Genomic DNA, 21,900 nt, shown 5'->3' on the forward strand with positions numbered 1-21,900 from the left:
TACCCCACCATGCTCACCCCTCAGGGAGCCAGACGATGTCATCAGCCACATCGCCCGCCGCCGACCGCGCGCCGCGACGCCGACGGATCCGCCACGCCGCAGGGGCCGCCCTCGCGGCGGCCACGGTGCTCATCACCACCGCGTGCAGCGGCACCGCCGGCCAGGCGAAGGACGCGGCCACCGCCTACCAGCTCACCGACAAGACGCCGACCGCCACCGGCGACGTGGACTCCTTCACCTGGTCGATGTACGCGGAGCCCACCACCATCGACTACGCCTACTCCTTCGACTACCCGCCCAACCAGGTCCTCGCCAACGTCTGCGAGAGCCTGCTGCGCTGGAACCCGGACCTGACGACCTCGCCGAACCTCGCGTCCTCGTACACCAACCCGACCCCCACCACCTGGGTCTACCAGATCCGCCCCGGCGTGCAGTTCCACGACGGTGCGAAGCTCACCGCCGACGACGTCGTCGCCTCCCTGCGCCGCAACCTCGCCCCGGAGACGGCCAGCGTCTGGGCCTACCCCTTCCGCAACGTCAAGTCCGTGGACCGGACCGGGCCGATGGAAGTCACCGTCACCCTGACGCAGCCCGACTCCACCTTCAACAAGTACCTCGCCGCCAGCCCCGGCACCATCGAGTCCGCCGCCACCCTCGCCAAGGCCGGCAAGAACTACGGCAATCCGCAGACCGGCGTGAACTGCACGGGTCCCTTCTCCTTCGACTCGTGGACCTCCGGCCAGTCGCTCACCCTCAAGCGTTTCGACGACTACTGGAACCCCGCGCTCAAGGCCAAGTCCGGCCAGGTGAAGTTCGTCTTCCTGGGCGATGCGACGACCCGCGTCAACGCCTTCCAGAGCGGAGAGGTCGACGGCGGCTGGATGGTCCCGCCGAACGCCTACGCCCAACTGCGCGACACCCAGGCCGGAACGCTCTACTTCGGCCGCAACACCTCGGTCGCCGACGAGGTGGTCGGCAACCTCAAGGGCCCGCTCGGCGACGCCCGCGTGCGCCAGGCCCTGCTCATGGCCATCGACCGCAAGGGCATCGTCAAGGCCGGCGCCGGCGGGGTCGGTGAAGTCGCCGACTCGCTCGTGACCGACAACCTCTGGAACGACGCGCCCGCCGCGACCCGCGAGGCCCTCCTCAAGGAACTGCCCAAGTACCCGTACGACCCGGCCAAGGCCAAGGCGCTCGCCGCCGAGGCCGGAGTGAACGGCCAGAAGATCGTGATCGCGACCAGTCCGCTGGACTCCCAGACCACGATCATCACCCAGGCCGTCGCCCAGGCCGCCACGGCCATCGGACTGAAGCCGCAGATCGACTCCCTCTCCGCGGAGAAGTACACGACGCTCTTCACCGACCCGGCCGCACGTGAGGGCATCGACCTCTTCCTCACCTTCTGGTACACGTCCATCACCGACCCGCTGGACATGTACGGCTCCCTCCAGACCGGCGCGTACAGCAACTACGGCAACTGGTCCGACCCCGCCTTCGACGCGGCCGTCGACCGGGCCATCGGAAGCTACGACCCCGTCGAGCACACGGCCGCCAACGCCGAGGCCCAGCGGATCGCCATGAAGGAACTGCCCTGGCTGCCCCTCTACACCCAGCCCGTGAGCGTGTTCCTCGGCAAGCGGATCACCGGCGTCCAGCCCTCCATCGCCTACCTCTACTACCCGTGGGCGGCCGAGATCGGAGCGAAGGGATGACGCACGCGGTGACCCGGGCCGGACGGGTGCTGCGCAAGCTGGCCGGCATGGCGGCGACCCTGCTCGTCACCTCCTTCCTCGTCTTCTCCTCGCTGTTCCTCGCGCCGGGGGACCCCGCCGCCTTCCTGGTGAAGGGGCGCAGCCCCGGCCCGGAGGAACTCGCCGAGATCCGCCGCCAGTACGGCTTCGACGAGCCGTTCCTGGTCCGCTACTGGAACTGGCTGGAGGGGGTCCTGCACGGCGACTTCGGCCGCTCCTACCTCTTCCACCAGGACGTCGGCGACGTCATCTGGTCGCGCCTGCCCGCCTCCATGCTGCTGATCGGGGTATCGGCCCTGATGATCGCGGTCGTGGGCATCGGCGCCGGCGTGGTCGGCGCGCTGCGCCGGGGCACGCGGACCGACCGTTCCCTGATGCTGCTGGTGACCGTGGGCGCCGCGGCGCCCGCCTTCGTCGCAGCCCTCCTGCTCAGGTCGGTACTGGGGGTGCAGCTGGGCTGGTTCCCCACCATCGGGAACGGCACCGGCATCCTCGACCGACTGCACCACGTGGTGCTTCCGGCCGCGGCCCTGTCCGTGACCTTCGTGGCGCTGGTGACCCGGGTGACCCGCTCGGCGATGCTCGACGAACTGCGCCGCGAACACGTCGAGGTGGCCCTGAGCCGCGGAACACCCCGCCGGACCGTCATCCGGCGCCACGTACTGCGCAACGCGCTGGGACCGATCGTGACGGTCTCCGCGCTCCTGGTCTCGGGAATGCTCGTCAGCACCGCGATCGTGGAGACCGCGTTCGGCATGTCCGGAGTGGGTTCCCTGCTGGTGCAGTCGGTGGACCAGCTGGACTTCCAGGTGGTCCAGGCGATCGTCCTGCTGGTGGTGGCCGCGTTCGTCGTGGTCAACGCCCTCGTCGACCTGGTCCACCCGCTGATCGATCCGCGCATGGCGGCAGCGGGGAGCGCCCGGTGAACGCACAGACCGCACAGACCGCACTGGCGGCCGGGCGCCGCCGCCCGCTGACGCGCCTGCGGACCCTCGGCGGCAGCCGGCTCCAGCAGGCCTGCCTGCTCCTCCTCGTCCTGTTCGTCCTCGTCGCGCTGCTGGGACCCTGGCTCGCGCCCTACGACCCGACCTTCGGCCAGCTCGGCGACACCCTCCTGGGCCCGAGCGCCGGCCACTGGCTGGGCACCGACCAGGGCGGCCACGACACCCTCTCGGCACTGATCGTCGGTACCCGGACCAGCCTCGCCGGACCCCTCGCGGTGGTGCTGTTCTCCACCGTCCTGGGCGTAGCCGTCGGCCTGTTCACCGCCTGGCGCGGCGGATGGATCGACGCCATGGCCGGCCGGGTGCTCGACGTGGTGTTCGCCTTCCCCGCGCTGCTGCTGGCGATCCTGGCGGTGGCCCTCTTCGGCAAGGGGATGACGGCCCCGGTGCTCGCCATGGCGATCGCCTACATGCCGTACACCGCACGCCTGGTGCGCGGCCTGGCCGTGCAGGAGAAGGCCCGGCCCTACATCGCCGCCTACCAGGTACAGGGGCACTCCGCCCTGTTCGTCACCGTACGCAGGATGCTGCCGAACATCGCCCCGACCCTGCTCGCCCAGTCGACGGTGAACTTCGGATACGCGCTGCTCGACCTCGCCGCCCTCTCGTTCCTGGGGCTGGGCGTACAGCCGCCGACCCCGGACTGGGGCGCCATGATCAACCAGGGGCAGGCGGCCGTGCTGCAAGGGCAGCCGCTGTCCGCGATCGCGCCGGCCGTGGCGGTCGTCCTGGTGGTCGTCGCCTTCAACGTCGTCGGGGAGAACCTCGGCGACCGGCTCGCGGGGAGGGACTCCTGATGACACTGCTCGAATACGACGCCCTCGGCGTCACCCTGCCCGCCATGGCCCGCCCGATCCTCGACGGCGTCAGCCTGCGGGTCGCCGCCGGGGAGGTCGTCGCCCTGGTCGGTGAATCCGGCTCGGGGAAATCGGTCACCGCCCGCGCCGCCCTCGGCCTGTTCCCGGCGGGCGCCGACGTCGGCGGCCGGGTACGCGTCGACGGGATCGACCTGGTCGGCGCCGACGCCGCGAGCCTGCGCGACGTACGTACGAACAAGGCGGCGATGATCTACCAGGATCCCCGCGCCGCCATCAACCCGGTACGCCGCGTCGGGGACTTCCTCACCGAGCCGCTGCGCCTGGTCCACGGCTGGTCCAAGGCCCAGGCCAACGCCCGGGCAGCCGAACTGCTGGGCGCGGTCGGCCTGCCCGACCCCGCCCGGCACATGAACCAGTACCCGCACGAGCTCTCCGGCGGAATGCTCCAGCGCGTCGTGATCGCGGCGGCCCTCACCGCCGAACCCCGGCTGCTGCTGTGCGACGAACCGACCACCGCGCTCGACGTCAGCACCCAGGCCGAGATCCTGGCCATCCTGGGACGGCTCCAACGCGAACGGGACCTCGGACTCCTCCTCATCACCCACGACATCGAGCTCGCGGCCGCGGTCAGCGACCGGATCTACGTGATGTACGCGGGCAGGATCGTCGAGACGGCGCCCGTCACCGAGCTCTTCACCCGCCCCCGGCACCCGTACACCGCGGGCCTGCTCGGTTCCTCACCGCCCCTCGAGGGTCCGCTCGGCCGCCTCACCCCCATCCCCGGCGCCCCGATGGGACTGCTGGAGACCGCTCCCGGCTGCGCCTTCGCGCCCCGCTGCCGCTTCGCCGAGCCCGGCCGCTGCGACCAGTCCCCGCCCCCGCTGCTACAGCACGGCCCGGCGGAGGTGGCGTGCCACCGCGCCGCCGAACTGGCCACGGCACCGGCCCCTTCCCTCGCACTCTGCAAGGAGGACAGTTGACCAGCGACACCACCCACACCCCCACCCCCACCTCCACCCCAACCCCCGCGCTCCTGCGGGTGAGCGGCCTGCGCAAGACCTACCGGACGGCCGGCGGTACGGAGGTCCTCGCGGTCGACGACCTGTCCTTCACCCTCCAGCAGGGCGGCGCCCTCGGCATCGTCGGCGAGTCCGGCTCGGGGAAGACCACCACGGCCCGGATGCTGATCGGCCTCGAACGCCCGGACGCGGGCGAGATCCTCGTACAGGGCGAGCCGCTGGCCATGTCCGTACGGGGGAGGGCGGCGCGGCTGGCGCGCGCCAAGGCCGTCCAGATCGTCTTCCAGGACCCCTACCTCTCCCTGGACGCCCGGATCAGCATCGGCGCGACCATCGACGGCGTGCTCCGGCTGCACGGGTCCCACGACCGTGCGGCACGGGCCGCACGGGTCAGGGAGCTGCTGGCCCAGGTGGGCCTGGGCGACCGCGAGGCGGCAGCCCTGCCCCGCCGCCTCTCGGGCGGGCAGCGCCAACGCGCCGCGATCGCCAGGGCGCTGGCGGTGGAACCGGCCGTGCTGGTGCTCGACGAGGCGGTGTCGGCCCTGGACGTGTCCGTGCAGGCGCAGGTGCTCAACCTGTTGTCGGACATCCGGCGCGACACCGGCATCGGGCTGGTCTTCGTCAGCCACGACCTGGCCGTCGTCCGCTACGTCTGCGACGAGGCCCTCGTCATGTACCGGGGCCGGACCATGGAGCACCGCCCGGTCTCCGAGCTGCTCTCCTCCCCGGAACACCCCTACACGCGGCTGCTGCTGGCGTCCGTGCCCCGCCCGGGCTGGGACCCCGACTCGATCAGCCGCCGCCGACGCCGGCTCGACCCGTTCACCGGGGGAGGTCACCGACCGCCCGCTTGACGGTGTCCACCGAGGCCGCCGAGTAGCCCTCGGCGACGAACTCCGCGACGGCCGCGTCGCTGAACTGCTCGGTTTGGTTCGTGGCCGCGAGGTCCCGCCGCCCGGCGCGTGGGCAGCCATCCGTACGGGGGATTCGGTGCGCCAGTCGCCCCCGCGCGGCGGGCCGTGATCCAGGATCGGCGGATGCAACCCCGGCCAGGGAGGACCTCCATGAGCACCCCGTTCGCGTCCACCGCCCCGTACCACGCCCGCTACCGGCCGCCGTACCCGGCGGAGCTCTACGAGCTGCTCGCGGACCGGTTCGCGCTCGACGGGTCCCAGACCGTACTGGACCTCGGTGCCGGGCCGGGCGCGATCGCCTTGGCCCTGGCCCCGCTGGTCGACCACGTGTACGCCGTCGACCCGGAACCGGCCATGCTCGCCGAGGGTTCCGGGCTTGCGGAGGGGCGCGGCCTCGCGAACATCTCCTGGCTGACCGGCGACGACGCCGCCGTCAGCCGGCTGTGCCTGCCGCGGATCGACCTGTGCGTGATCGGCAATGCCTTCCACCGGATGGGGCGAGCCCGGGTGCTGGCCGACCTGGACACCCTGCTGGCGCCCCGGGGAGGGATCGTCCTCATCACCTCCCCGGCCGGGTCCGACGGCCCGCGCCCACCCTGGCTCGCCGTCGTCGAGGAGGTGTGCGCGCGCTTCCTCGGGCCGGGCTACCGCACGGGCTTCGTACCGGCGGCGCACCCGGAGGATCTGGACGACGTGGACGATCACCTCGCGAAGTCGCCGTTCTCCCGCGTCGAGACCATCACGTGGGAGCAGCCCGTCCGCTGCACCGTGGACCAGCTGATCGGCCTCCAGTTCTCCTTCCCCTGCTCCAGCCCGGCCCGGTTCGGCGACCGGCAGGACGCCTTCGAGTCCGAACTGCGCCGAGCCCTGCTGGAGCACGACCCGCGGGGCACCTACGCCCGGACCGTTCCCGTCCGGGCCGCCATCGCGACCAGGCCCCGCACCTGACCGCAGGCCCGGCTCACCGAGCGGTCTCGGCCGCGGCGGAGCGGTGTGCGAAGCGGTCGGCCGCGCGTCGGCCGCGGCTCTCCAGGGGAAGGGACCCGGTGGCCGCGGCCAGTCCGAAGGGCGGCATGTCGAAGTAGATCGACTCGTACGATCCCTCGGGCACGATGTAGGACTCGTGCCACACGCCCACGTGGCGGCGCAGCTTGGCGGCCCGCTCCTTGCGGTTGACGACCGACCACACCTTGTGGTGGAACATGTCCGGGGCCGCGGCGTACGCGTAGAGCTTCTCCTTGGACTCCCAGTACTGGACCACGTAGTACGTCCGGGGCGAGGCCGTGAGCAGCACGTGGCCGAGCAGCCCCCGGCTCCGGTCCCTGGCCAGCTCGCGGAGCATGCGGGGCATGGCCACGAGCACCGGCAGCCAGTGGTGGACGGCCCAGAAGTGGTTGATGCGCATTCCGACGAGCAGGACGACGACGTCGCCCTCAGCGGCTGCGGTGGTACGGCCCGGTAAGGGTTTCGCGAACACGCCGGCCTCCAGGTCACCTTGTGGGATAGCGCTGCTATCCAACCGTCACATGGTTAGATAGTGGCACTCGCCAAGGAAAGGTTCAAGAGATTGCGGCTCGCGGAGTTGAGTGAGCGGAGCGGCGTCGCCATCGCCACGATCAAGTACTACCTGCGCGAAGGGCTGTTGGCGCCGGGCCACCGCGTCAGCGCGACCACCGCCGACTACGACGACGGGCACCTGCGCAGGCTGCGGCTGGTACGCGCGATGATCCAGGTCGGCAACGTCCCGGTGGCAACGGTCCGGGAAGTGCTCCGGCACGTCGACGACGACTCCCTGGGCCGCACCATCCGCCTGGGCGCGGCCCTGTGGGCACTGCCGCAGGATCCCGACACGGACGACGGCCGGGGCGAGGGTGAGGACGAGGCCACCACCGCCGCGCGCGGTGAGGTGGACCGGCTGCTGGAGATGCTGGGCTGGTCGACCGCCCGGGAGCTCGGCGCCCTCTCGCCGGTCCACCGCTCGCTCGTGGTGGCGGTGGCCACGCTCATCCGGCTCGGCTACCCGTGGGACGCCGCGCTGATGGCGCCGTACGCCCAGCTGATGCACCAAGCGGCCATGCGGGACCTGGACTTCGTGGACACCTACCCCTCCGAGGCGGAGAAGGTCGAGACCGCCGTCGCGGCGGCCATCCTCTTCCAGCCGGTGCTCAAGGCGCTGCACCGGCTGGCCCAGGAGGAGGAGTCGGCCCGGCGGTACGGCCTGTCCTGACGGTCAGCCGCCGAGCGCGGTGAGCAGCTCGCGCTCGCGGGCGGTGCTCAGGCCGGCTCGGCGGGGGCGGTCCAGCCCCTCGGCGCGTTCCCACCGCAGGGTGGCCTCCAGCACCTCCGCGCGGGGGCGATGGCGCAGCCCGGCCGCACGCGCCGCGCTTCCGTCGCGCGAGGAGAAGCCCGCGTACTGGGGGTCCGGCATCCACATGGCCATCGACTCGGGACCCATGAACTGCCCGACCCCCTGGTCGAGCAGCCACTGCGGGTCGGCCGCCGCCACCGGTCCGGCGTGGCCGCCCACTCGCCGTGACAGGTCGACCCACTCGTCGAACGGGACGACGGGCCCCACGGCGTCGAAGGTCCCGGCGGCGCCCTGCCGCGCGAGGTCCAGCAGCCAGCCCGCGAGGTCGCGCACGTCGATCACCTGTGTCGGCAGGCCGTGGGAGCGGGGCACGAGCATGGGCTGGTCCACCTCGCGGGCGGCGCGCGCGACCCAGTACCCCGATCGCCCGCTGTGGTCGCCGGGGCCGCCGATCAGGCCGGCGCGGGCGACGACGAGGCGGTCTGCGACCGCCGCGCGCGCGGCCGCTTCGCAGGCGGCCTTGGCCTCCCCGTACTCGTCGCGCTCGACGTACGGGCGGCCGGTCGCAGGCAGCAGCGCGGCCGACTCGTCGGCGCCGACCGCGGCGTGGTCGGCGTAGGCGCTGATGGACGAGACGTAGGTCCAGTGCCGGGCCCGCCCCGCCAGGGCGGAGAGCGCCCCGCGGACGAAGGCCGGCTGCCACGACACTTCCATGACGGCGTCCCAGTCACGGCCGAGGAGGCCGGCGTAGGCGGACTCCGCTCCCCGGTCCGCAGCCACCAGGCGTGCGCCGGGGACGACGTCACCGCTCTCGCCGCGCGCCAGGCAGGTCACCTCGTGCCCGCGCGCCAGGGCCTGCCGCGCGATCTCCCGGCCCAGCCATGCCGTCCCGCCCAATATCAGAAGATCCATCCCACCACCTCAACACATCGGCGGCGCACTGAGGTTGCGGTTCGCACTGGGCGAAAGGGCGAAGGGGCGACAGGGCGCCGGGTCACACCGGCGCCGGATCGGTACGGTTCCCGAGGGAGGCGGCGAGGAGGTCGAAGACGTGCGCGGCCTCCGGGGTCAGCGTCGCGGTGATCCGGTCGTTGGAGTCGCCGGCCAGGGTCAGTTCCTGGATGCGCTCGAACAGCAGGCGGTGCGCCGCGGCGAGCAGGGCCGCGGCCGCCCGGGGGGCGATGTCGGGGGCCGGGCCGGGGGTGAGGGCGGCCAAGGCCCCGGAGAGGGCCTCCTCGCGCTGGTCGTGGAGTTCGCGCAGGCGGGCGGTGAGGGTGGGGCTGTCGGCGATCATGCGGGCGAATTCGGGCCCGGCGAAGCCCGCGACGGGGTCGTGCTGTTCGAGCGCGGTGAGGAACTCCCGCCGCAGGGCGGAGAGTACGGACTCGCCGTCGGCGCGGCCGGTGACGGCGCGGGCCAGGCTTCGGGTGAACGCCTCGTGGTGGTCGAGGGCCATGTCCTCTTTGCGCGCGAAGTAGTTGGTGACCGTCTTCTTGGCGACGCGGGCCGCCGTGGCGATCTCGGCGATGGTCGTCCGTTCGAAGCCCTGCTCGATGAAGAGCCGGGTGGCGTGGTCGGAGATCAGCTGCCTGGTCTCCTGCTTCTTGGACTCGCGGAGTCCCATCTCGATGCCCATGAGTAAATCTTACATCGGTCGTAAAAATACTCTTGACCGAGTCGACGGCTCTGCCTAAAGTTACGTCCGTCGTAAAGTTCTACTGAGTAGATTTTCGAGGAGCCGCCGTGAACGTCACCACCTCCACCCTCTCCCTGACCGTCGCCGACGTGGACGCCTCCCGCGAGTTCCTCTGCACCCACCTCGGCTACCAAGTGGCCGCGGCCGCCGACGGTTTCGCCTCCCTGACCCGCGAGGACGCGGCGGTGGACGTGGTGCTGCTCCGCCTGGGCATCGAGGTCCTCCCGCCGGAGCAGCGCGACCGGCGGGCGGCCGGCCTGATCCTGGCGCTCACGGTCGACGACCTCGATGCCGAGGAAGCGCGGCTGCGCGACGCGGGCGCCCCCATCACCATGCCGCTGCGCGAAGAGCCCTGGGGGGAGCGCCTCTTCCAGATGACCGACCCCAACGGCGTCGTCATCCAGCTCGTCGAATGGAACGCCCCTCGGTGACGTCCCCTCGTGCGGGCCGGGGTCCTCACGCGTCCCGCCACATGCAGGCGCGCGGCCACCGGTCCAAGCCGTGCGCCGACTCGCGCTCGCGGATCTCCCGCAGGCCGGGAGTGAGCCGGCCGTCGTCCAGGAGCCGGAAGCCGCAGCGCGCGTAATAGGGGGCGTTCCAAGGCACCTCGGTGAAGGTGGTCAAGGTCAGGGCGGGCACCCCCTCGCTCCTCGCGAGTTCCGCGAGGTGCTCCAGCAGGGACCGGCCGATACCGCGGCGCGCACTGTCCGGATGTACGGACACCTGCTCGACGTGGAGGTTGCCCTCGACGTGCTCGGCGATCAGGTAGGCGACCGGGGCATCGGTTCCGTCGACCGCGACCCAGGCCAGCCCGACCCGCTGGTACCGGGCGAGTTCGTCGAGCGCCGGCGGCTCGTCGTCGGCGATCTCCGCCATGCCGATGGCCCGGAAGCAGTGCCCGGCGGCCCGCTCGATGTCCTGGAGGGCGGTCAGCTCGTCCAGGCGTGCTGTGCGAATAGGCATGGGACGCATTGTTCCGGGCGCAGAGCCCGCGGGCACCTGGGTATCGAACTCACAGGCGGGCGGGGGCGGTTCCTTGCTCCGTACGAGTTCACTTGGGCTGCCTGTTCGGCCGCAGCGCGCGTTCATGATCATCATGTTGGCCCCAGATCGTTTTAATGCGGCTATGCCACACATGCGACGGACACGACCGACCAAGGCGTGGGGTGCCGTGGCCGCGGTGACGGGGACCCTGCTGGTCGTCGCCGCGGCGCCGGGCCGGGTGCCCGATGCGGACAGCGCCGAGCGGACCCTCGGAGGTCCGCCGCGGGAAGCGGCGGTCACCCTCCTGGTCGGGAGAGCGCTGGACCAGGGCCCCGAGGGACACGAGGTTCACCGGTCCGCCGGCGGGCGGTGTGCGACGCGCATGTTCCTGCCCGGACTGTGCAGCGCCTGGCAGGAGGAGCGCGTACGGGCCACCGCCCGCGGGGTGGGATCCCTGCTGAAGGAGCCGTCCCTCGGCGACGCGGCACGCGCGGCGCGGGAGGAGGAGCTTCCCACCGACGCCGGCGGGCCGTTGGAGATCACCCTCGGGGAACCGGGACGCCTGACCGACGTGACCGTACGCGACGGGCACGGCCGCCACCTGGCCGGTGAGCTCGCCGCGCACAGCGAGCGCTGGCTCAACACCGAGCCGCTGCGGGCGGGGGAGACGTACACCGTGCAGGTCGGCGCCCAGGACGCGGCCGGGACCCCGGTCGGCGTGACCATGGCCTTCCGGACCGCGCCGCCCGCGGACGGGGGCAGGCTGACGGTCGAGTTCGGGCCCGGCCCCGGCACGTACGGTGCGGGGGAGATCGTGACGGCCGCCCTCAGCCGGCCGGTGCCCGCCGACGACCTCCCGGCGCGCGCCCGGCTGGAGCAGGCACTCCAGGTGACCTCCGAGCCTCACGTCGAGGGCGCCTGGCACTGGGTCGACGACTCGACTCTGCACTTCAGGCCGCGTACGTACTGGCCCGCCCACACCGTGGTCCGCGTCCGCAGCGGTCTCGACGGGGTCGAGGTCGGGGACCACGACTACGGCGGCCCCTCCGACGCGGTGCAGTTCACCATCGCGGACCGGATCGAGGCCGTCACGGACTCCGCCGCCCACCTGATGACCGTACGCCGCAACGGACGGATCATCAGGACGATCCCGGTCACCACCGGCAAGGCGGGGTTCAGGACCCGCAGCGGCATCAAGGTCGTGCTCCGCAAGGAGCCCAAGGTCCGGATGCGCGGGGACTCCGTCGGCATCAAGCGCGGCACCAAGGAGTTCTACGACCTGCCCGTGCTCTACGCGACCCGTGTGACGTGGAGCGGCGAATACATCCATGCCGCGCCCTGGTCGGTGGAGGCGCAGGGCGAGGAGAACGTCAGCCACGGCTGCACCGGCATGAGCACCGAGGACGCCGCCTGGTTCTTCGAAATGGTCCGCGAAGGCGACATCGTGGAGGTGGTCAACAGCGGCGGGGCGAAGATGGCCCCCTTCGCCAACGGTTTCGGCGACTGGAACATGGACTGGCGGACCTGGCTGGCCGGCAGCGCCCTGGCCGACGTCGATGCCGACGAGGAGAGTTCACCGACCACCCCGTCCCGCCTGCACCCAACCACCTGACCATCTGACGGGGCCGTTTCACCTCGGCGACCTCACCTCGGCCACATAGGGCCTGCCTTACGATCACGTCATGATCAAAGGAGTGATGTTCGACTTCTCCGGCACACTGCTGCGCATCGAGTCGACCGAGGAGTGGCTCGGCGCCACCCTGGCGGCCACCGGCATACGGCTGGCCGAGGAGGAGTTCGGCGAGGTGGTGCGACGGCTGACGGAGTACGGAGCACTGCCGGGCGGATCGGCGCCCGTGCACATGCCCACGCACCTCGAAAGGCCCTGGCACGAGCGTGACCTCAGCGCCGATCAACACCGCGCCGCCTACGAAGGGTTGGCGCGGGCGGCCGGTCTGCCGGCGCCGGAGTTGGTACAGCCGCTCTACGACCGCCACATGACCCCAGACGCCTGGCAGCCCTACCCGGACACCGAGCCGACGCTGCGTGAACTGCGCCGGCTGGGGCTCCCGGTGGCCGTGGTGAGCAACATCGGATGGGACCTGCGACCGGTCTTCCGCGCGCACGGACTGGACCAACTGGTCGACGCCTACGTGCTCTCCTTCGAGCTGGGCGTGCAGAAGCCCGACCCGGTGATCTTCCAGGCCGCCTGCGACCGGCTGGGCCTGGCCCCCGCCGATGTGCTGATGGTCGGCGACGACCGCACCGCGGACGGCGGCGCGCAGGCCCTGGGCTGCCCGGTGCACTTCGTCGACCACCTGCCGGTCGCTCAGCGCCCGGGCGGACTGACCCCGGTCCTCGACCTGCTCGGCCCCTCGTAGCCGACCGATCGGCCCCCGGCGCTGTGACCGGCCACCGGGGCACGCCCCTGGGCGGGACCGACACAACCCCCCGCGCGACTATGGCGGGTACGCACATGGGAATGGGGAGTGGGAGTCCCGGATGATTCCCGCCATGACAAGCGGATTCCCTCCTTTGTTGCACGGGACAGCAGCCGCCGCAGGCATCGACCTGGCGGGCCGTACCGCCATGGTGACCGGCGCCGGCAGCGGCATCGGGCGGGCCTGCGCCGTCGCGCTCGCCGCCGCCGGGGCACACGTACACGTGGTGGACATGGACGCCGCCGCGGTCAAGTCCGTCGCCGAGGCGATCGGCGGCCGGGCCCACGTGGTGGACCTGGCGCAGGCCGAGCCCATCGGGGAACTCCCCACCCACATCGACATCCTGGTCAACAACGCCGGACTCCAGCACGTCGCCCCGCTGGCCGAGTTCCCGCCGGACCGGTTCGAACTCATTCAGCGGGTCATGGTCCACGCCCCCTTCCTCCTGCTCCGCCAGACCCTGCCGTACATGTGCGCACAGGGCTGGGGCCGCATCGTCAACATCTCCAGCGTGCACGGTCGGCGCGCCAGCGCGTTCAAGGCCGGCTATGTGACCGCGAAGCACGCCCTCGAAGGCCTAAGCAAGGTCGCGGCCATCGAAGGAGCCCCGCACGGCGTCACCAGCAACTGCGTCAACCCGGGCTACGTCCGCACACCGCTGGTGGAACGGCAGATCTCGGCCCAGGCCGCCGCGCACGGCATCGAAGCCGATCAGGTGGTCGCCGACGTGCTGCTCACCCGCTCCGCGGTCAAGCGGCTGATCGAGCCGGAAGAGGTCGCCGCCGCCGTCCTGTGGCTCTGCGGCCCGCACACCGGCTACGTCACGGGCGCCTCGATCCCCCTGGACGGCGGCTGGACCGCCGCATGACCGCGCCACCCCCGCCCCGCCGGTGGAGGCGGGGAAGAACGTCCTGCGGACCGCGGTGAGCAAGCTCTACCGAGGGAGGGGCGCCGGGTGCCGGCTTCCTCCACCTGCGGCCCGGTCACCGCTCCTCAGGAAGGCGGGCCGCGTCCGGGTGGCGTCGGCGCCAGTCCGCGTAGACCGGGCTTGCGGCACACGTGTCCAGGTAACCGGCCGCCACCGTGCGCAGGATGTCGTCGCCGTGGGAGGCCAGCGGGCCGTCACGGTGCCAGGCCAGGACGTGGCGGTACCACAGCGGGTTTCCGGCGAGCGGGCGGACCGCGACGCCGGGGGTCTGCGAGAAGGTGGCCTGGCAGAGGCTGACGGCCAGGCCCGCGCGGACCAGTTCGATCAGCTGGCGCCCCTCGGCCTCGTGCGGGGCGGAGGGGCGGCGGCCGGTCAGTGCGCAGACGGAGGACCAGTACTCGCGGGTGCGGTCGCCGTCGGGCCGGGGCATCGCCCAGTCGTGATCGGCGAGTTCGGTCAGGGACACGGCCTCCTGGCCGGCCAGCGGGTGCGTCGCGGGCAGCAGGGCGAAGACGGGTTCGGTGACCAGGGGGGTGAGCACCACCCCGTCGCGCGGCGGCAGGACCTGCTCCGGGTGGTCGCCGAGGACCGCCGCCTCCAGGCGGCCGGCGGCGAGGTCGTCCAGGAGCGTGACGGGAGAGTAGTGGCACCGGGAGGTCACCTCGGCCTCGGGCAGCAAGGCCCCTATGGCCAGGACGAGGTGGCCGATGAGGGGAGCGCCGACCGATCCGACGCGGACCCGGTCCGGGGACGCCAGGTGGCGGGCCGCGCGGGCGGTGTCGGCGAGGAGGGCGTCGATGCCCGGCAGGACGGCGTGGGCCCGGGCCAGCACCAGCTCACCGAAGGCCGTGGGCGTGGCTCCGGCCCGCCGCCGGTCGAAGAGGTCACCGCCGAGCATCGACTCGATGCGGCGCAACTGCGTGCTCAGGCCCGGCTGGGTCATGGACAGCGCGGCGGCGGCCCGGGTGAGGCTCCCGGCCTCGGCGATCGCGCACAGCACGCGCAGGTGCCGTACCTCCAGTTCCATGCCGCGCATGTTATGGAGCGGCGACGGCTTTCGGACAGGACCCGGGTCCCCGTAATTCTATGTGAAATGTCACATGTGACCTCTGGGGGGGTGACGGGTCCGTGATGCCTGCTCAGCTTCCGCTCTTGGAGGCGTCCTTGAGCCCGATGGTGGCGTAGTCGAGCTGGCCGCCGAAGGACGTGTGGCCGAAGGCGCCGGCGATGTTGGTGCCGAGCAGCAGCGGCATGCGCTCGATGACGGCGGGCGCCGTCGGCGCCTTGGCGAGGATCTCCCCGTCCAGCTGCCGCCACGCGTCGTTGGCCTGCGCGGCGTCGGTCATGGCGGCGATCTCGTCCATCCGCTTCATCGTCGCCTCGTCGCGGAAGAGCGAGTGATTGCCGGAGTTCCCCTTCTCCTTGATGTAGCGGCCGTCGAAGAGGAAGGGCAGGAAGGTGGAGCCGGAGGGGTAATCGGGGCACCAGCCGGTGTAGACGAGGTCGGTGCGGTTCTTGGTGTCACCGATGGTGTCGTAGAAGGCCGACGGGTCGACGGCGTCGATGGTGACCTTGATCCCCGCCCGGCCCAGGGACTGCTGTATCGCCTCGGCAACCCCCTTGTCACCGTTGGAGACGGTGATGCGGGTGGTGAACCCGTCCGGCTTGCCGGCCTCCTTCAGGAGCTGCTTCGCCTTCTCCACGTCACCGGTGGCCGGGATCCCGAGCGTATCGGGCTGCTTGTCCCCGAAGAGCGAGCCGGGCATGAGCGCGGTGGCCGGGTCGTTGAGGGCCGGGCCGCCGGAGGCGGTCAGCACCGCTTCGCGGTCCAGGGCGTACTGCACGGCCTGCCGGACCTTGACGTCGTCGAAGGGGGCCCGGCCGGTGTGCATCTGCACCATCTCCGTGCAGTTGGTGGACTCGGCCAGCAGCCGCGCCCTGACGTCGGCCTTGGTGAGCACCTTGGGGGTGCTCTCTGGGCGCAGCTTGCCCCAGGAGACGGCAGAGGCGTCCACACCCTCCGAGGCGACGAGCCGGTCGTCGATCTGGTTGGACCGCAGCCCCATCACCACGACCAGCTTGTCCGGGTACGCCTTGCGCACGGTGTCCGTCGCCGGGTCCCAGTGGGGATTGCGGACCAGCACCAGCCGCTTGTCCCGGTCGTACGACTCGATCTTGTAGGGGCCCGAGGAGAACGGGCGGCTGTCGTACTGGGGGCCCTTGTCCTGGGCCCTGGGCACCGGGGCGAAGGTGGGCAGGACGGTGGCGTTGGGGAACTCCGCGAAGGGCTTGCGGAGTTCGAAGACGATCGTGTGGTCGTCGGGGGTCTTGACCGAGTCGAGGTGCTGCCCCTGTGCGGGGCCCTTGTAGCCCTCGGCGCCGGCCAGGTAGCGGGCGGCGTAGTCCGGGCCGCCGGGCAGGTCGGGGGAGAAGGACCGCTCCACGTTGTACTTGACGTCCTGGGCGGTGATCGGGGTGCCGTCCTCGTACGTGAGGCCCTTCTTGAGCTTGAACGTCCAGGTCTTGGCGCCGTTGGAGGAGACGCCGAGGTCCTCGGCGAGGTCGGGGACCAGCTCTCCGCCCTTCGCGCCCGGTTCCGCCTTGTACGTCACCAGGGTGCGGTAGAGCAGCCGGGTGGCGAAGTCCATGTCCCCGATCACCCAGTTGCGGGCCGGGTCGAGGTGGGTGAAGTCCTGGTTGGACAGGACGGTCAGCGTCCCGCCCTGCTGCGGAGTGCCGCCGACCGTGGTCCCCGCGTTGGCGAGTGCGGGGTTCTTCGCGTCCTTGTCCCGCTGACTGCCGTTGGAGTGGCCGCCGTTGGAGCAGCCGGCCATGACGAGGGTGACGGTCGCCGCCAGGGCGGTGGCGACGGCGTGGAGCGTGCGCTTGTTCATCAGTGGTCACTCCGTGAACAGTCGGGCAGCCCGAGGAGGCTGGAATGTGACCCGTAACATAGTTATGTGAAATGGCACCCACAACTGTCGCGCCTCCATAGCGCGGAGTTATGGGTAAGTGGGGGCTTCATCGCCCACGTTGGCGGCGCCATGCTGTGGCGCAATGTCACACGTCACTGTGCGGTCATCCGGCCGTGAAAGGGACCCATGAACCCCGCGTACGCGACCGTCGACCACGTCTTCACCGTCCCCCTGGACCACGCGGCCCCGCACGGTCCGACCATCCGGATCTTCGCCCGGGAGGTCAGCGACGCACACCACACGGGCCCGCAACTGCCCTGGCTGCTCTATCTGCAGGGCGGACCCGGCGGCAAGTCGCCCAGACCGTCAGCCGGTTCACCCGGCTGGCTGCCCCAAGCCCTCAAGACCCACCGGGTCCTGCTCCTCGACCAGCGCGGCACGGGCCGCTCCACCCCCGTCACCGCCCGGGCGGCCTCCCGCTTCGCCTCACCCGCCCGGCTGGCCGACCATCTCGGCCACTTCCGCGCCGACTCGATCGTCGCGGACGCCGAACTGATCCGCCGGCAGCTGTGCGGCGACGAACCATGGGAGACCCTCGGCCAGAGCTACGGCGGCTTCGTCACCCTCACCTATCTCTCCCAGGCCCCCGAAGGCCTGCGCGCGTGCTACGTCACCGGCGGCCTGCCCGGCCTCACGGCCACCGCCGACGACGTCTACGCCCGCACCTACCCCCGGGTGCGGGAGCGCGTCCGCGACTTCTACGCCCGCTACCCCGACGACGCCACCCGGCTGCGCGAGATCGCCCGCCTCCTGGCCGCCACCGATGTGCGCCTGCCCGACGGCGACCGGCTCACCCCCCACCGCCTGCGCACACTCGGCCTCGTCCTCGGAATGGGCGACGGCTTCGAGCGGATCCACTGGCTCCTCGACGAATCCCTCGACGGGGACGCGAAGCCGACCGACACCTTCCTGCACCAGGTGATGACCCTGACCGGCTTCACCGACAACCCGCTCTTCGCCGTCATGCAGGAGACCCTGTACGGCCAGGGCGCGGGCCCGACCGGCTGGGCGGCGTCCAGGGCCATGGAGGCCCTGCCCGAGTTCGCCGGGGACGCCGACCCCCTCCTGCTCACCGGAGAAATGATCTACCCCTGGATGTTCCGCGAGATCAAGGGCCTGCGACCCTTCGCCGACGCCGCCGACCTGCTCGCCGAACGCCCCGACTGGCCACCGCTGTACGACCTCCGCCGCCTCGCCGCCAACCGGGTCCCGCTCGCCGCCCTCGTCTACCACGACGACATGTACGTGGACGCCGGGCTCTCCCTGCGCACCGCGCGCGAGGTCGGCGCCACCCGGGTATGGGTCACCAACGAATGGGAGCACGACGGCGTCACCGCCTCCGGCGGCCGCGCACTGTCGCGCCTGATGGACCTGGCCGCGGGCCGCGCGTAATGGCTCGTACCCCCCAACCTGCCTCCGACGGGAGAGACATGACCACCCCGCTCCGCCACCTGCCGTCGCTCGCCACGGCCGTCGCCCTCATCACCTGCCTGTCCGCCCCCACCGCGGCCGCGGCCCCCGGCTCGCCGCCCCCCGCCGCCGGCTGCGCCCTCCCCGGCCGGACCGGCTGGACGGACGAGGGCCACGACACCGACCGGACCCAGTTCCAGCCCGCCACCGGAACCCGCCGCGTCCTGACGCTGTACGTGGACTTCCCCGACGCCCCGGCCACCGACTCCACCGAGCCGTACGCCGCTCACCTCGCCCCGGCCGCCGACTGGATGGGCCGCGCCAGCCACGGCCGTCTGCGCCTGGACAACACCCCCCTGCGCCGCTGGATCCGGATGCCCGCCGACTCCACCTCCTACGGCTTCGCGCGCGGCCTCACCTTCGAGGCCCACGAGAAGTACCTCCGCGACGCGATCACGGCCGCCGACCCCTACGCGGACTTCTCCCGCTACGACATGGTCTACGTCGTCCCCGCCAGGACGGCGACCGCCATCCCCTTCTCACCGACCTACCTGTACGACCCGGCGACCCCCGGCATCACGGCCGACGGCACCCGCCTCAAATGGGCCGTCACCTTCGGACAGGACATGTGGCGCTGGGGCCACAAGGTCGTCGCCCACGAAACCGCCCACACCTTCGGCCTGCCCGACCTGTACGCCTTCACCGGCGCCACGCACCAGTACGTGGGCGGCTGGGACGTCATGGGCAACATCGCCGGCCACGCCCCGCAGTACCTCGGCTGGCACTCCTGGAAGCTGGGCTGGACCCGCGACGACCAGGTCGCCTGCCTGCCCGCGTCCGGTCGCCGCACGGTACGGCTGACCCCGGTGGAACGGCCCGGCGGAACCAAGATCGCCGTGCTGCGGACCGGCGAGACGACGGCGTACGTGGCGGAGTCCCGCCGCGCTGCGGGCAACGACGCGTCGGCCTGCTCCACCGGCGTCCTCATCTACAAGGTCGACTCCGCCGCCCGGACGGGTGAGGGCCCGGTACGGATCATGAACGCGAACCCGACCGCGACCCCGCCCACCGGCTGCACCCCGCTGGACCTGGCCGCGTACGCACCCGGACAGAGCTTCACCGACCCCGAGACCGGCGTACGCATCGACGTCCTCGCGGGCGGACGCACGGGAGACACGGTGCGCCTGAGCAAGGACTGACTGGGCTCCCGGCCGGCCACCGGCTGCGCCTCGCGATGTCGCGCGCCGGTCACAGGCTCGCGAAGAGGCCGTCGAGGGGGGCCGGTACCTGATCGTGGTCGAGGCCCTCGACGAGGAGGTGGCCGTAGCGGATCTTGCGGCCCTTCTTCGTGCCGAGGAAGCGCCGCAACTGCTGCTGCCGGGGCCGACCGTGCTGTGCGGGCTGGCGCACGAAGGTCTGCCAGGCACGGAGGTCGCCCTCGGCCTCGACGATCTCCTCGACCCTTGCCGTGCCCAGCGCGCGGATGAGCTCGTCCTCCAGGTCCGCCGCGCACACGAAGATGTCCTGGCGCGGCGCCCCCGCCCGCTCCAGGCCGCGGTCGAAGAAGCCCTGCTCGCCCTTGTCACACAGTCCTACCAGGCGCAGGCCAAGGCCGGGCGGCCCGAGGAGGCCGGCGTAGCGGCCGACGCTCATCGCCCCGCCCATCGGCACCACGCACACCCCCTCGGCGGCCAGGTCCCGGCCACGCCGTGCGGCCAGCGCCTCAACGGCCGCGAGGTCGCTCGGCCCTTCCAGCAGCACGGCCGTCCGCACCCCAAGCGGCACAGCCAGATCACTCACCGGACCGCCGGGCCCGCCGGCCGCCCTGCGACTGATTTCGTCCTGGAACGCTCGCATGTCCGCCATGGAGCGAGTCTGCATCTCCACCGACGGCACGGCACGGAATTTTCGGCACCCCCGCCCGACCGCTTGGGGAGGAGCTCGTCCGCCGAAAGCGGACGGCAAAAGGAAAAGGCAAGGAGGTCACTCACTCCTTGCCACTCTCAAGGTATAGCGCACCGGTGGGCTTGCGGCAAGGCCCCGGTCATGCCGCAGAATCGCCATTCGAAGCCAGGACCTGCGCACATACATGGGGGTTGAGATGATCGACGTGATCATTGCCGGTGGTGGACCGACCGGTTTGATGCTGGCCGCCGAGTTGCGGCTGCACGGCGTGCACGTGGTCGTACTGGAGAAGCTGACCGAGCCGACCAAGGAGTCCCGCGGGCAGGGCCTGCACGCGCGCAGCGTCGAAGTGATGGACCAGCGCGGTCTGCTGGACCGGTTCCTCGCGGTCAGCGAGAAGTTCCAGGTCGGCGGCCTCTTCGGCGGCATCATGAAGCCGTGGCCGGACCGGGTGGACACGGCTCACCCGTACGGCCTCGCCACCCCGCAGCCGGTCACCGAGCGTCTGCTGGGCGAGCGTGCGCTCGAACTCGGTACCGAGATCCGGCGCGGCTGCGAACTGGTCGGGCTGAGCCAGGACGAGGACGGGGTGACCGTCGAGCTGGCCGGTGGGGGAGGTACGCACCTGCGCTCGCGCTACCTCGTCGGCTGCGACGGCGGCCGCAGCGCGGTGCGCAAGCTGCTCGGCGTCGGCTTCCCCGGCCTGCCCGCCACGGTCGAGACGCTGTTGGGCGATATGCAGGTGACCGAGGATCCGGCGACGATCGCCGCCACCGTCGAGGAAGTCCGCAAGACCCAGCTGCGGTTCGGGGTCACTCCCCTCGGGGACGGGATGCACCGCATCGTCGTGCCCGCCGACGGCGTGGCCGAGGACCGTGCGACCGCGCCCACCCTGGAGGAGTTCAAGCAGCAGCTTCGAGCGTTCGCGGGCACCGACTTCGGCGTGCACTCGCCCGCTTGGCTGTCCCGGTTCGGCGACGCCACCCGGCAGGCCGAGCGCTACCGGGTCGGCCGCGTCCTGCTGGCCGGCGACGCGGCGCACATCCACCCGCCGACCGGCGGGCAGGGGCTCAACCTCGGCGTGCAGGACGCGTTCAACCTCGGTTGGAAGCTGGCCGCCGCGGTGGACGGCTGGGCTCCGGAGGGGCTGCTGGACAGCTACCACGCCGAACGTCACCCGGTGGGCGCCCGCGTGCTGGACAACACCCGCGCGCAGATCACGCTGCTGGGGACCGATCCGGGCGTGGTCGCGCTGCGGGAGCTGTTCTCGAAGCTGATGGACTTCGAGGAGGTGAACCGGTACGTGACGGAGATGATCACCGCGGTCGGGGTCGGCTACGACTTCGGCGAGGGCCACGAACTGCTCGGCCGGCGGATGCGGGACGTGAAGCTGAAGCAGGGGAGTCTCTACGAGCTGATGCACGGCGGCCGCGGACTGCTGCTCGACCAGACCGGCCGGCTGTCGGTGGAGGGGTGGGCGGACCGGGTCGACCACGTCGTCGACGTCAGCGAGGAACTGGACGTGCCCGCGGTACTGCTGCGGCCGGACGGCCACGTGGCGTGGGCCGGTGACGACCAGCAGGATCTGCTCGGCCACCTGCCCAAGTGGTTCGGCGCTGCCACCAGCTGATGTGACGGGGCGTCCTGCCCCCGCCCCCCCGGCCCCCGCCCCCGCCCCTGCCCCCGCCCCCGCCCCCGCCCCCGCCCCCGCCCCCGCCCCCGCCCCCGGTCCCGGACCGGGACCGGG

General features: G+C 71.8%; 21 protein-coding genes. 14 read left to right on the plus strand and 7 right to left on the minus strand.

Annotation, left to right across the window (positions count from 1 at the left end; genetic code table 11):
- Window positions 1-35: 35 nt before the first annotated feature.
- The 6 genes from ACZ45T_RS26535 (at window position 36) to ACZ45T_RS26560 (ending at window position 6,454) form a co-directional block, all read left to right on the plus strand.
- The gene (locus ACZ45T_RS26535; protein ID WP_468445443.1) at window positions 36-1,712 is read left to right on the plus strand and encodes an ABC transporter substrate-binding protein; all 1,677 of its coding nucleotides are present in this window, start codon (window positions 36-38) and stop codon (window positions 1,710-1,712) included.
- Window positions 1,709-2,677, plus strand: coding sequence for an ABC transporter permease (locus ACZ45T_RS26540; RefSeq protein ID WP_468445445.1), 969 nt, complete (start codon window positions 1,709-1,711; stop codon window positions 2,675-2,677). The genes ACZ45T_RS26535 and ACZ45T_RS26540 overlap by 4 nt, the downstream gene beginning before the upstream one ends.
- Window positions 2,674-3,552 carry an ABC transporter permease gene (locus ACZ45T_RS26545; RefSeq protein ID WP_468445447.1) on the plus strand — a complete coding sequence of 293 codons (879 nt, stop codon included), beginning with the start codon at window positions 2,674-2,676 and terminating at the stop codon, window positions 3,550-3,552. The genes ACZ45T_RS26540 and ACZ45T_RS26545 overlap by 4 nt, the downstream gene beginning before the upstream one ends.
- The gene (locus ACZ45T_RS26550; protein ID WP_468445449.1) at window positions 3,552-4,553 is read left to right on the plus strand and encodes an ABC transporter ATP-binding protein; all 1,002 of its coding nucleotides are present in this window, start codon (window positions 3,552-3,554) and stop codon (window positions 4,551-4,553) included. Before ACZ45T_RS26545 ends, ACZ45T_RS26550 begins: the two co-directional genes overlap by 1 nt.
- Window positions 4,550-5,446 (plus strand): ABC transporter ATP-binding protein, encoded by an 897-nt coding sequence (locus ACZ45T_RS26555; RefSeq protein ID WP_468445451.1) that lies wholly within the window; start codon window positions 4,550-4,552, stop codon window positions 5,444-5,446. Before ACZ45T_RS26550 ends, ACZ45T_RS26555 begins: the two co-directional genes overlap by 4 nt.
- A 210-nt stretch (window positions 5,447-5,656) precedes the next feature.
- On the plus strand, window positions 5,657-6,454 hold the full coding sequence (locus ACZ45T_RS26560; protein WP_468445452.1) for a class I SAM-dependent methyltransferase: 798 nt from the start codon (window positions 5,657-5,659) through the stop codon (window positions 6,452-6,454).
- A 13-nt stretch (window positions 6,455-6,467) separates the two neighbouring features.
- Here ACZ45T_RS26560 and ACZ45T_RS26565 read toward each other — a convergent pair whose 3' ends face one another.
- Window positions 6,468-6,983, minus strand: coding sequence for a DUF4188 domain-containing protein (locus ACZ45T_RS26565; RefSeq protein WP_468445454.1), 516 nt, complete (start codon window positions 6,981-6,983; stop codon window positions 6,468-6,470).
- Window positions 6,984-7,073: 90 nt separating this feature from the next.
- Between ACZ45T_RS26565 and ACZ45T_RS26570 the strand changes: the two genes are divergently transcribed.
- Entirely contained in the window at window positions 7,074-7,733 is a 660-nt protein-coding gene (locus tag ACZ45T_RS26570) for a MerR family transcriptional regulator (protein WP_468445583.1), read from the plus strand.
- Window positions 7,734-7,736: 3 nt separating this feature from the next.
- Here the strand turns inward: ACZ45T_RS26570 and ACZ45T_RS26575 are convergent, their stop codons facing one another.
- Window positions 7,737-8,726 (minus strand): NAD-dependent epimerase/dehydratase family protein, encoded by a 990-nt coding sequence (locus ACZ45T_RS26575; protein WP_468445456.1) that lies wholly within the window; start codon window positions 8,724-8,726, stop codon window positions 7,737-7,739.
- Between the two features lie 82 nt (window positions 8,727-8,808).
- Window positions 8,809-9,438 (minus strand): TetR/AcrR family transcriptional regulator, encoded by a 630-nt coding sequence (locus ACZ45T_RS26580; protein ID WP_468445585.1) that lies wholly within the window; start codon window positions 9,436-9,438, stop codon window positions 8,809-8,811.
- A gap of 119 nt (window positions 9,439-9,557) precedes the next feature.
- Between ACZ45T_RS26580 and ACZ45T_RS26585 the strand changes: the two genes are divergently transcribed.
- Window positions 9,558-9,941: a VOC family protein gene (locus ACZ45T_RS26585; RefSeq protein WP_468445458.1), complete on the plus strand. Its 384-nt coding sequence runs from the start codon at window positions 9,558-9,560 to the stop codon at window positions 9,939-9,941.
- 25 nt (window positions 9,942-9,966) lie between these two features.
- Here the strand turns inward: ACZ45T_RS26585 and ACZ45T_RS26590 are convergent, their stop codons facing one another.
- On the minus strand, window positions 9,967-10,473 hold the full coding sequence (locus ACZ45T_RS26590; RefSeq protein ID WP_468445460.1) for a GNAT family N-acetyltransferase: 507 nt from the start codon (window positions 10,471-10,473) through the stop codon (window positions 9,967-9,969).
- 172 nt (window positions 10,474-10,645) lie between these two features.
- Here ACZ45T_RS26590 and ACZ45T_RS26595 point away from each other — a divergent pair, with 172 nt between their 5' ends.
- From ACZ45T_RS26595 to ACZ45T_RS26605, 3 genes are all read left to right on the plus strand, one after another.
- Complete coding sequence (locus ACZ45T_RS26595; protein WP_468445462.1) at window positions 10,646-12,106, plus strand: L,D-transpeptidase; 1,461 nt, start codon at window positions 10,646-10,648, stop codon at window positions 12,104-12,106.
- 70 nt (window positions 12,107-12,176) lie between these two features.
- Complete coding sequence (locus ACZ45T_RS26600) at window positions 12,177-12,875, plus strand: HAD family hydrolase (protein ID WP_468445464.1); 699 nt, start codon at window positions 12,177-12,179, stop codon at window positions 12,873-12,875.
- Between the two features lie 133 nt (window positions 12,876-13,008).
- Window positions 13,009-13,803, plus strand: coding sequence for a 3-hydroxybutyrate dehydrogenase (locus tag ACZ45T_RS26605; RefSeq protein ID WP_468445466.1), 795 nt, complete (start codon window positions 13,009-13,011; stop codon window positions 13,801-13,803).
- 115 nt (window positions 13,804-13,918) lie between these two features.
- Here the strand turns inward: ACZ45T_RS26605 and ACZ45T_RS26610 are convergent, their stop codons facing one another.
- Entirely contained in the window at window positions 13,919-14,890 is a 972-nt protein-coding gene (locus ACZ45T_RS26610) for a LysR family transcriptional regulator (RefSeq protein WP_468445468.1), read from the minus strand.
- Between the two features lie 112 nt (window positions 14,891-15,002).
- Window positions 15,003-16,757: an ABC transporter substrate-binding protein gene (locus ACZ45T_RS26615; protein WP_468445470.1), complete on the minus strand. Its 1,755-nt coding sequence runs from the start codon at window positions 16,755-16,757 to the stop codon at window positions 15,003-15,005.
- Between the two features lie 207 nt (window positions 16,758-16,964).
- On the opposite strand from ACZ45T_RS26615, the gene ACZ45T_RS26620 reads away from it, so the two are divergent.
- A complete protein-coding gene (locus ACZ45T_RS26620) occupies window positions 16,965-18,230 on the plus strand; it encodes an alpha/beta fold hydrolase (protein ID WP_468445472.1) in 1,266 nt (421 codons plus the stop codon).
- A gap of 38 nt (window positions 18,231-18,268) precedes the next feature.
- Window positions 18,269-19,447, plus strand: coding sequence for a M6 family metalloprotease domain-containing protein (locus ACZ45T_RS26625; RefSeq protein ID WP_468445474.1), 1,179 nt, complete (start codon window positions 18,269-18,271; stop codon window positions 19,445-19,447).
- A 49-nt stretch (window positions 19,448-19,496) separates the two neighbouring features.
- On the opposite strand, the gene ACZ45T_RS26630 is transcribed toward ACZ45T_RS26625, so the two are convergent.
- The gene (locus ACZ45T_RS26630) at window positions 19,497-20,114 is read right to left on the minus strand and encodes a TOPRIM nucleotidyl transferase/hydrolase domain-containing protein (RefSeq protein WP_468445476.1); all 618 of its coding nucleotides are present in this window, start codon (window positions 20,112-20,114) and stop codon (window positions 19,497-19,499) included.
- 235 nt (window positions 20,115-20,349) lie between these two features.
- Between ACZ45T_RS26630 and rox the strand changes: the two genes are divergently transcribed.
- Window positions 20,350-21,783 (plus strand): rifampin monooxygenase, encoded by a 1,434-nt coding sequence (gene rox / locus ACZ45T_RS26635; protein ID WP_468445478.1) that lies wholly within the window; start codon window positions 20,350-20,352, stop codon window positions 21,781-21,783.
- Window positions 21,784-21,900: the final 117 nt, after the last annotated feature.

Source organism: Streptomyces sp. NPDC030995 (genome assembly GCF_055571215.1).

Coding starts and splice junctions, on each gene's coding strand:
- ACZ45T_RS26535 (WP_468445443.1), top strand. CDS start 36: ATGTCATCAGCCACATCGCCCGCCGCCGACCGCGCGCCGCGACGCCGA.
- ACZ45T_RS26605 (WP_468445466.1), top strand. CDS start 13,009: ATGACAAGCGGATTCCCTCCTTTGTTGCACGGGACAGCAGCCGCCGCA.
- ACZ45T_RS26540 (WP_468445445.1), top strand. CDS start 1,709: ATGACGCACGCGGTGACCCGGGCCGGACGGGTGCTGCGCAAGCTGGCC.
- ACZ45T_RS26550 (WP_468445449.1), top strand. CDS start 3,552: ATGACACTGCTCGAATACGACGCCCTCGGCGTCACCCTGCCCGCCATG.
- ACZ45T_RS26630 (WP_468445476.1), bottom strand. CDS start 20,114: ATGGCGGACATGCGAGCGTTCCAGGACGAAATCAGTCGCAGGGCGGCC.
- ACZ45T_RS26590 (WP_468445460.1), bottom strand. CDS start 10,473: ATGCCTATTCGCACAGCACGCCTGGACGAGCTGACCGCCCTCCAGGAC.
- ACZ45T_RS26610 (WP_468445468.1), bottom strand. CDS start 14,890: ATGGAACTGGAGGTACGGCACCTGCGCGTGCTGTGCGCGATCGCCGAG.
- ACZ45T_RS26615 (WP_468445470.1), bottom strand. CDS start 16,757: ATGAACAAGCGCACGCTCCACGCCGTCGCCACCGCCCTGGCGGCGACC.
- ACZ45T_RS26595 (WP_468445462.1), top strand. CDS start 10,646: ATGCGACGGACACGACCGACCAAGGCGTGGGGTGCCGTGGCCGCGGTG.
- ACZ45T_RS26560 (WP_468445452.1), top strand. CDS start 5,657: ATGAGCACCCCGTTCGCGTCCACCGCCCCGTACCACGCCCGCTACCGG.
- ACZ45T_RS26600 (WP_468445464.1), top strand. CDS start 12,177: ATGATCAAAGGAGTGATGTTCGACTTCTCCGGCACACTGCTGCGCATC.
- rox (WP_468445478.1), top strand. CDS start 20,350: ATGATCGACGTGATCATTGCCGGTGGTGGACCGACCGGTTTGATGCTG.
- ACZ45T_RS26580 (WP_468445585.1), bottom strand. CDS start 9,438: ATGGGACTCCGCGAGTCCAAGAAGCAGGAGACCAGGCAGCTGATCTCC.
- ACZ45T_RS26620 (WP_468445472.1), top strand. CDS start 16,965: ATGAACCCCGCGTACGCGACCGTCGACCACGTCTTCACCGTCCCCCTG.
- ACZ45T_RS26575 (WP_468445456.1), bottom strand. CDS start 8,726: ATGGATCTTCTGATATTGGGCGGGACGGCATGGCTGGGCCGGGAGATC.
- ACZ45T_RS26625 (WP_468445474.1), top strand. CDS start 18,269: ATGACCACCCCGCTCCGCCACCTGCCGTCGCTCGCCACGGCCGTCGCC.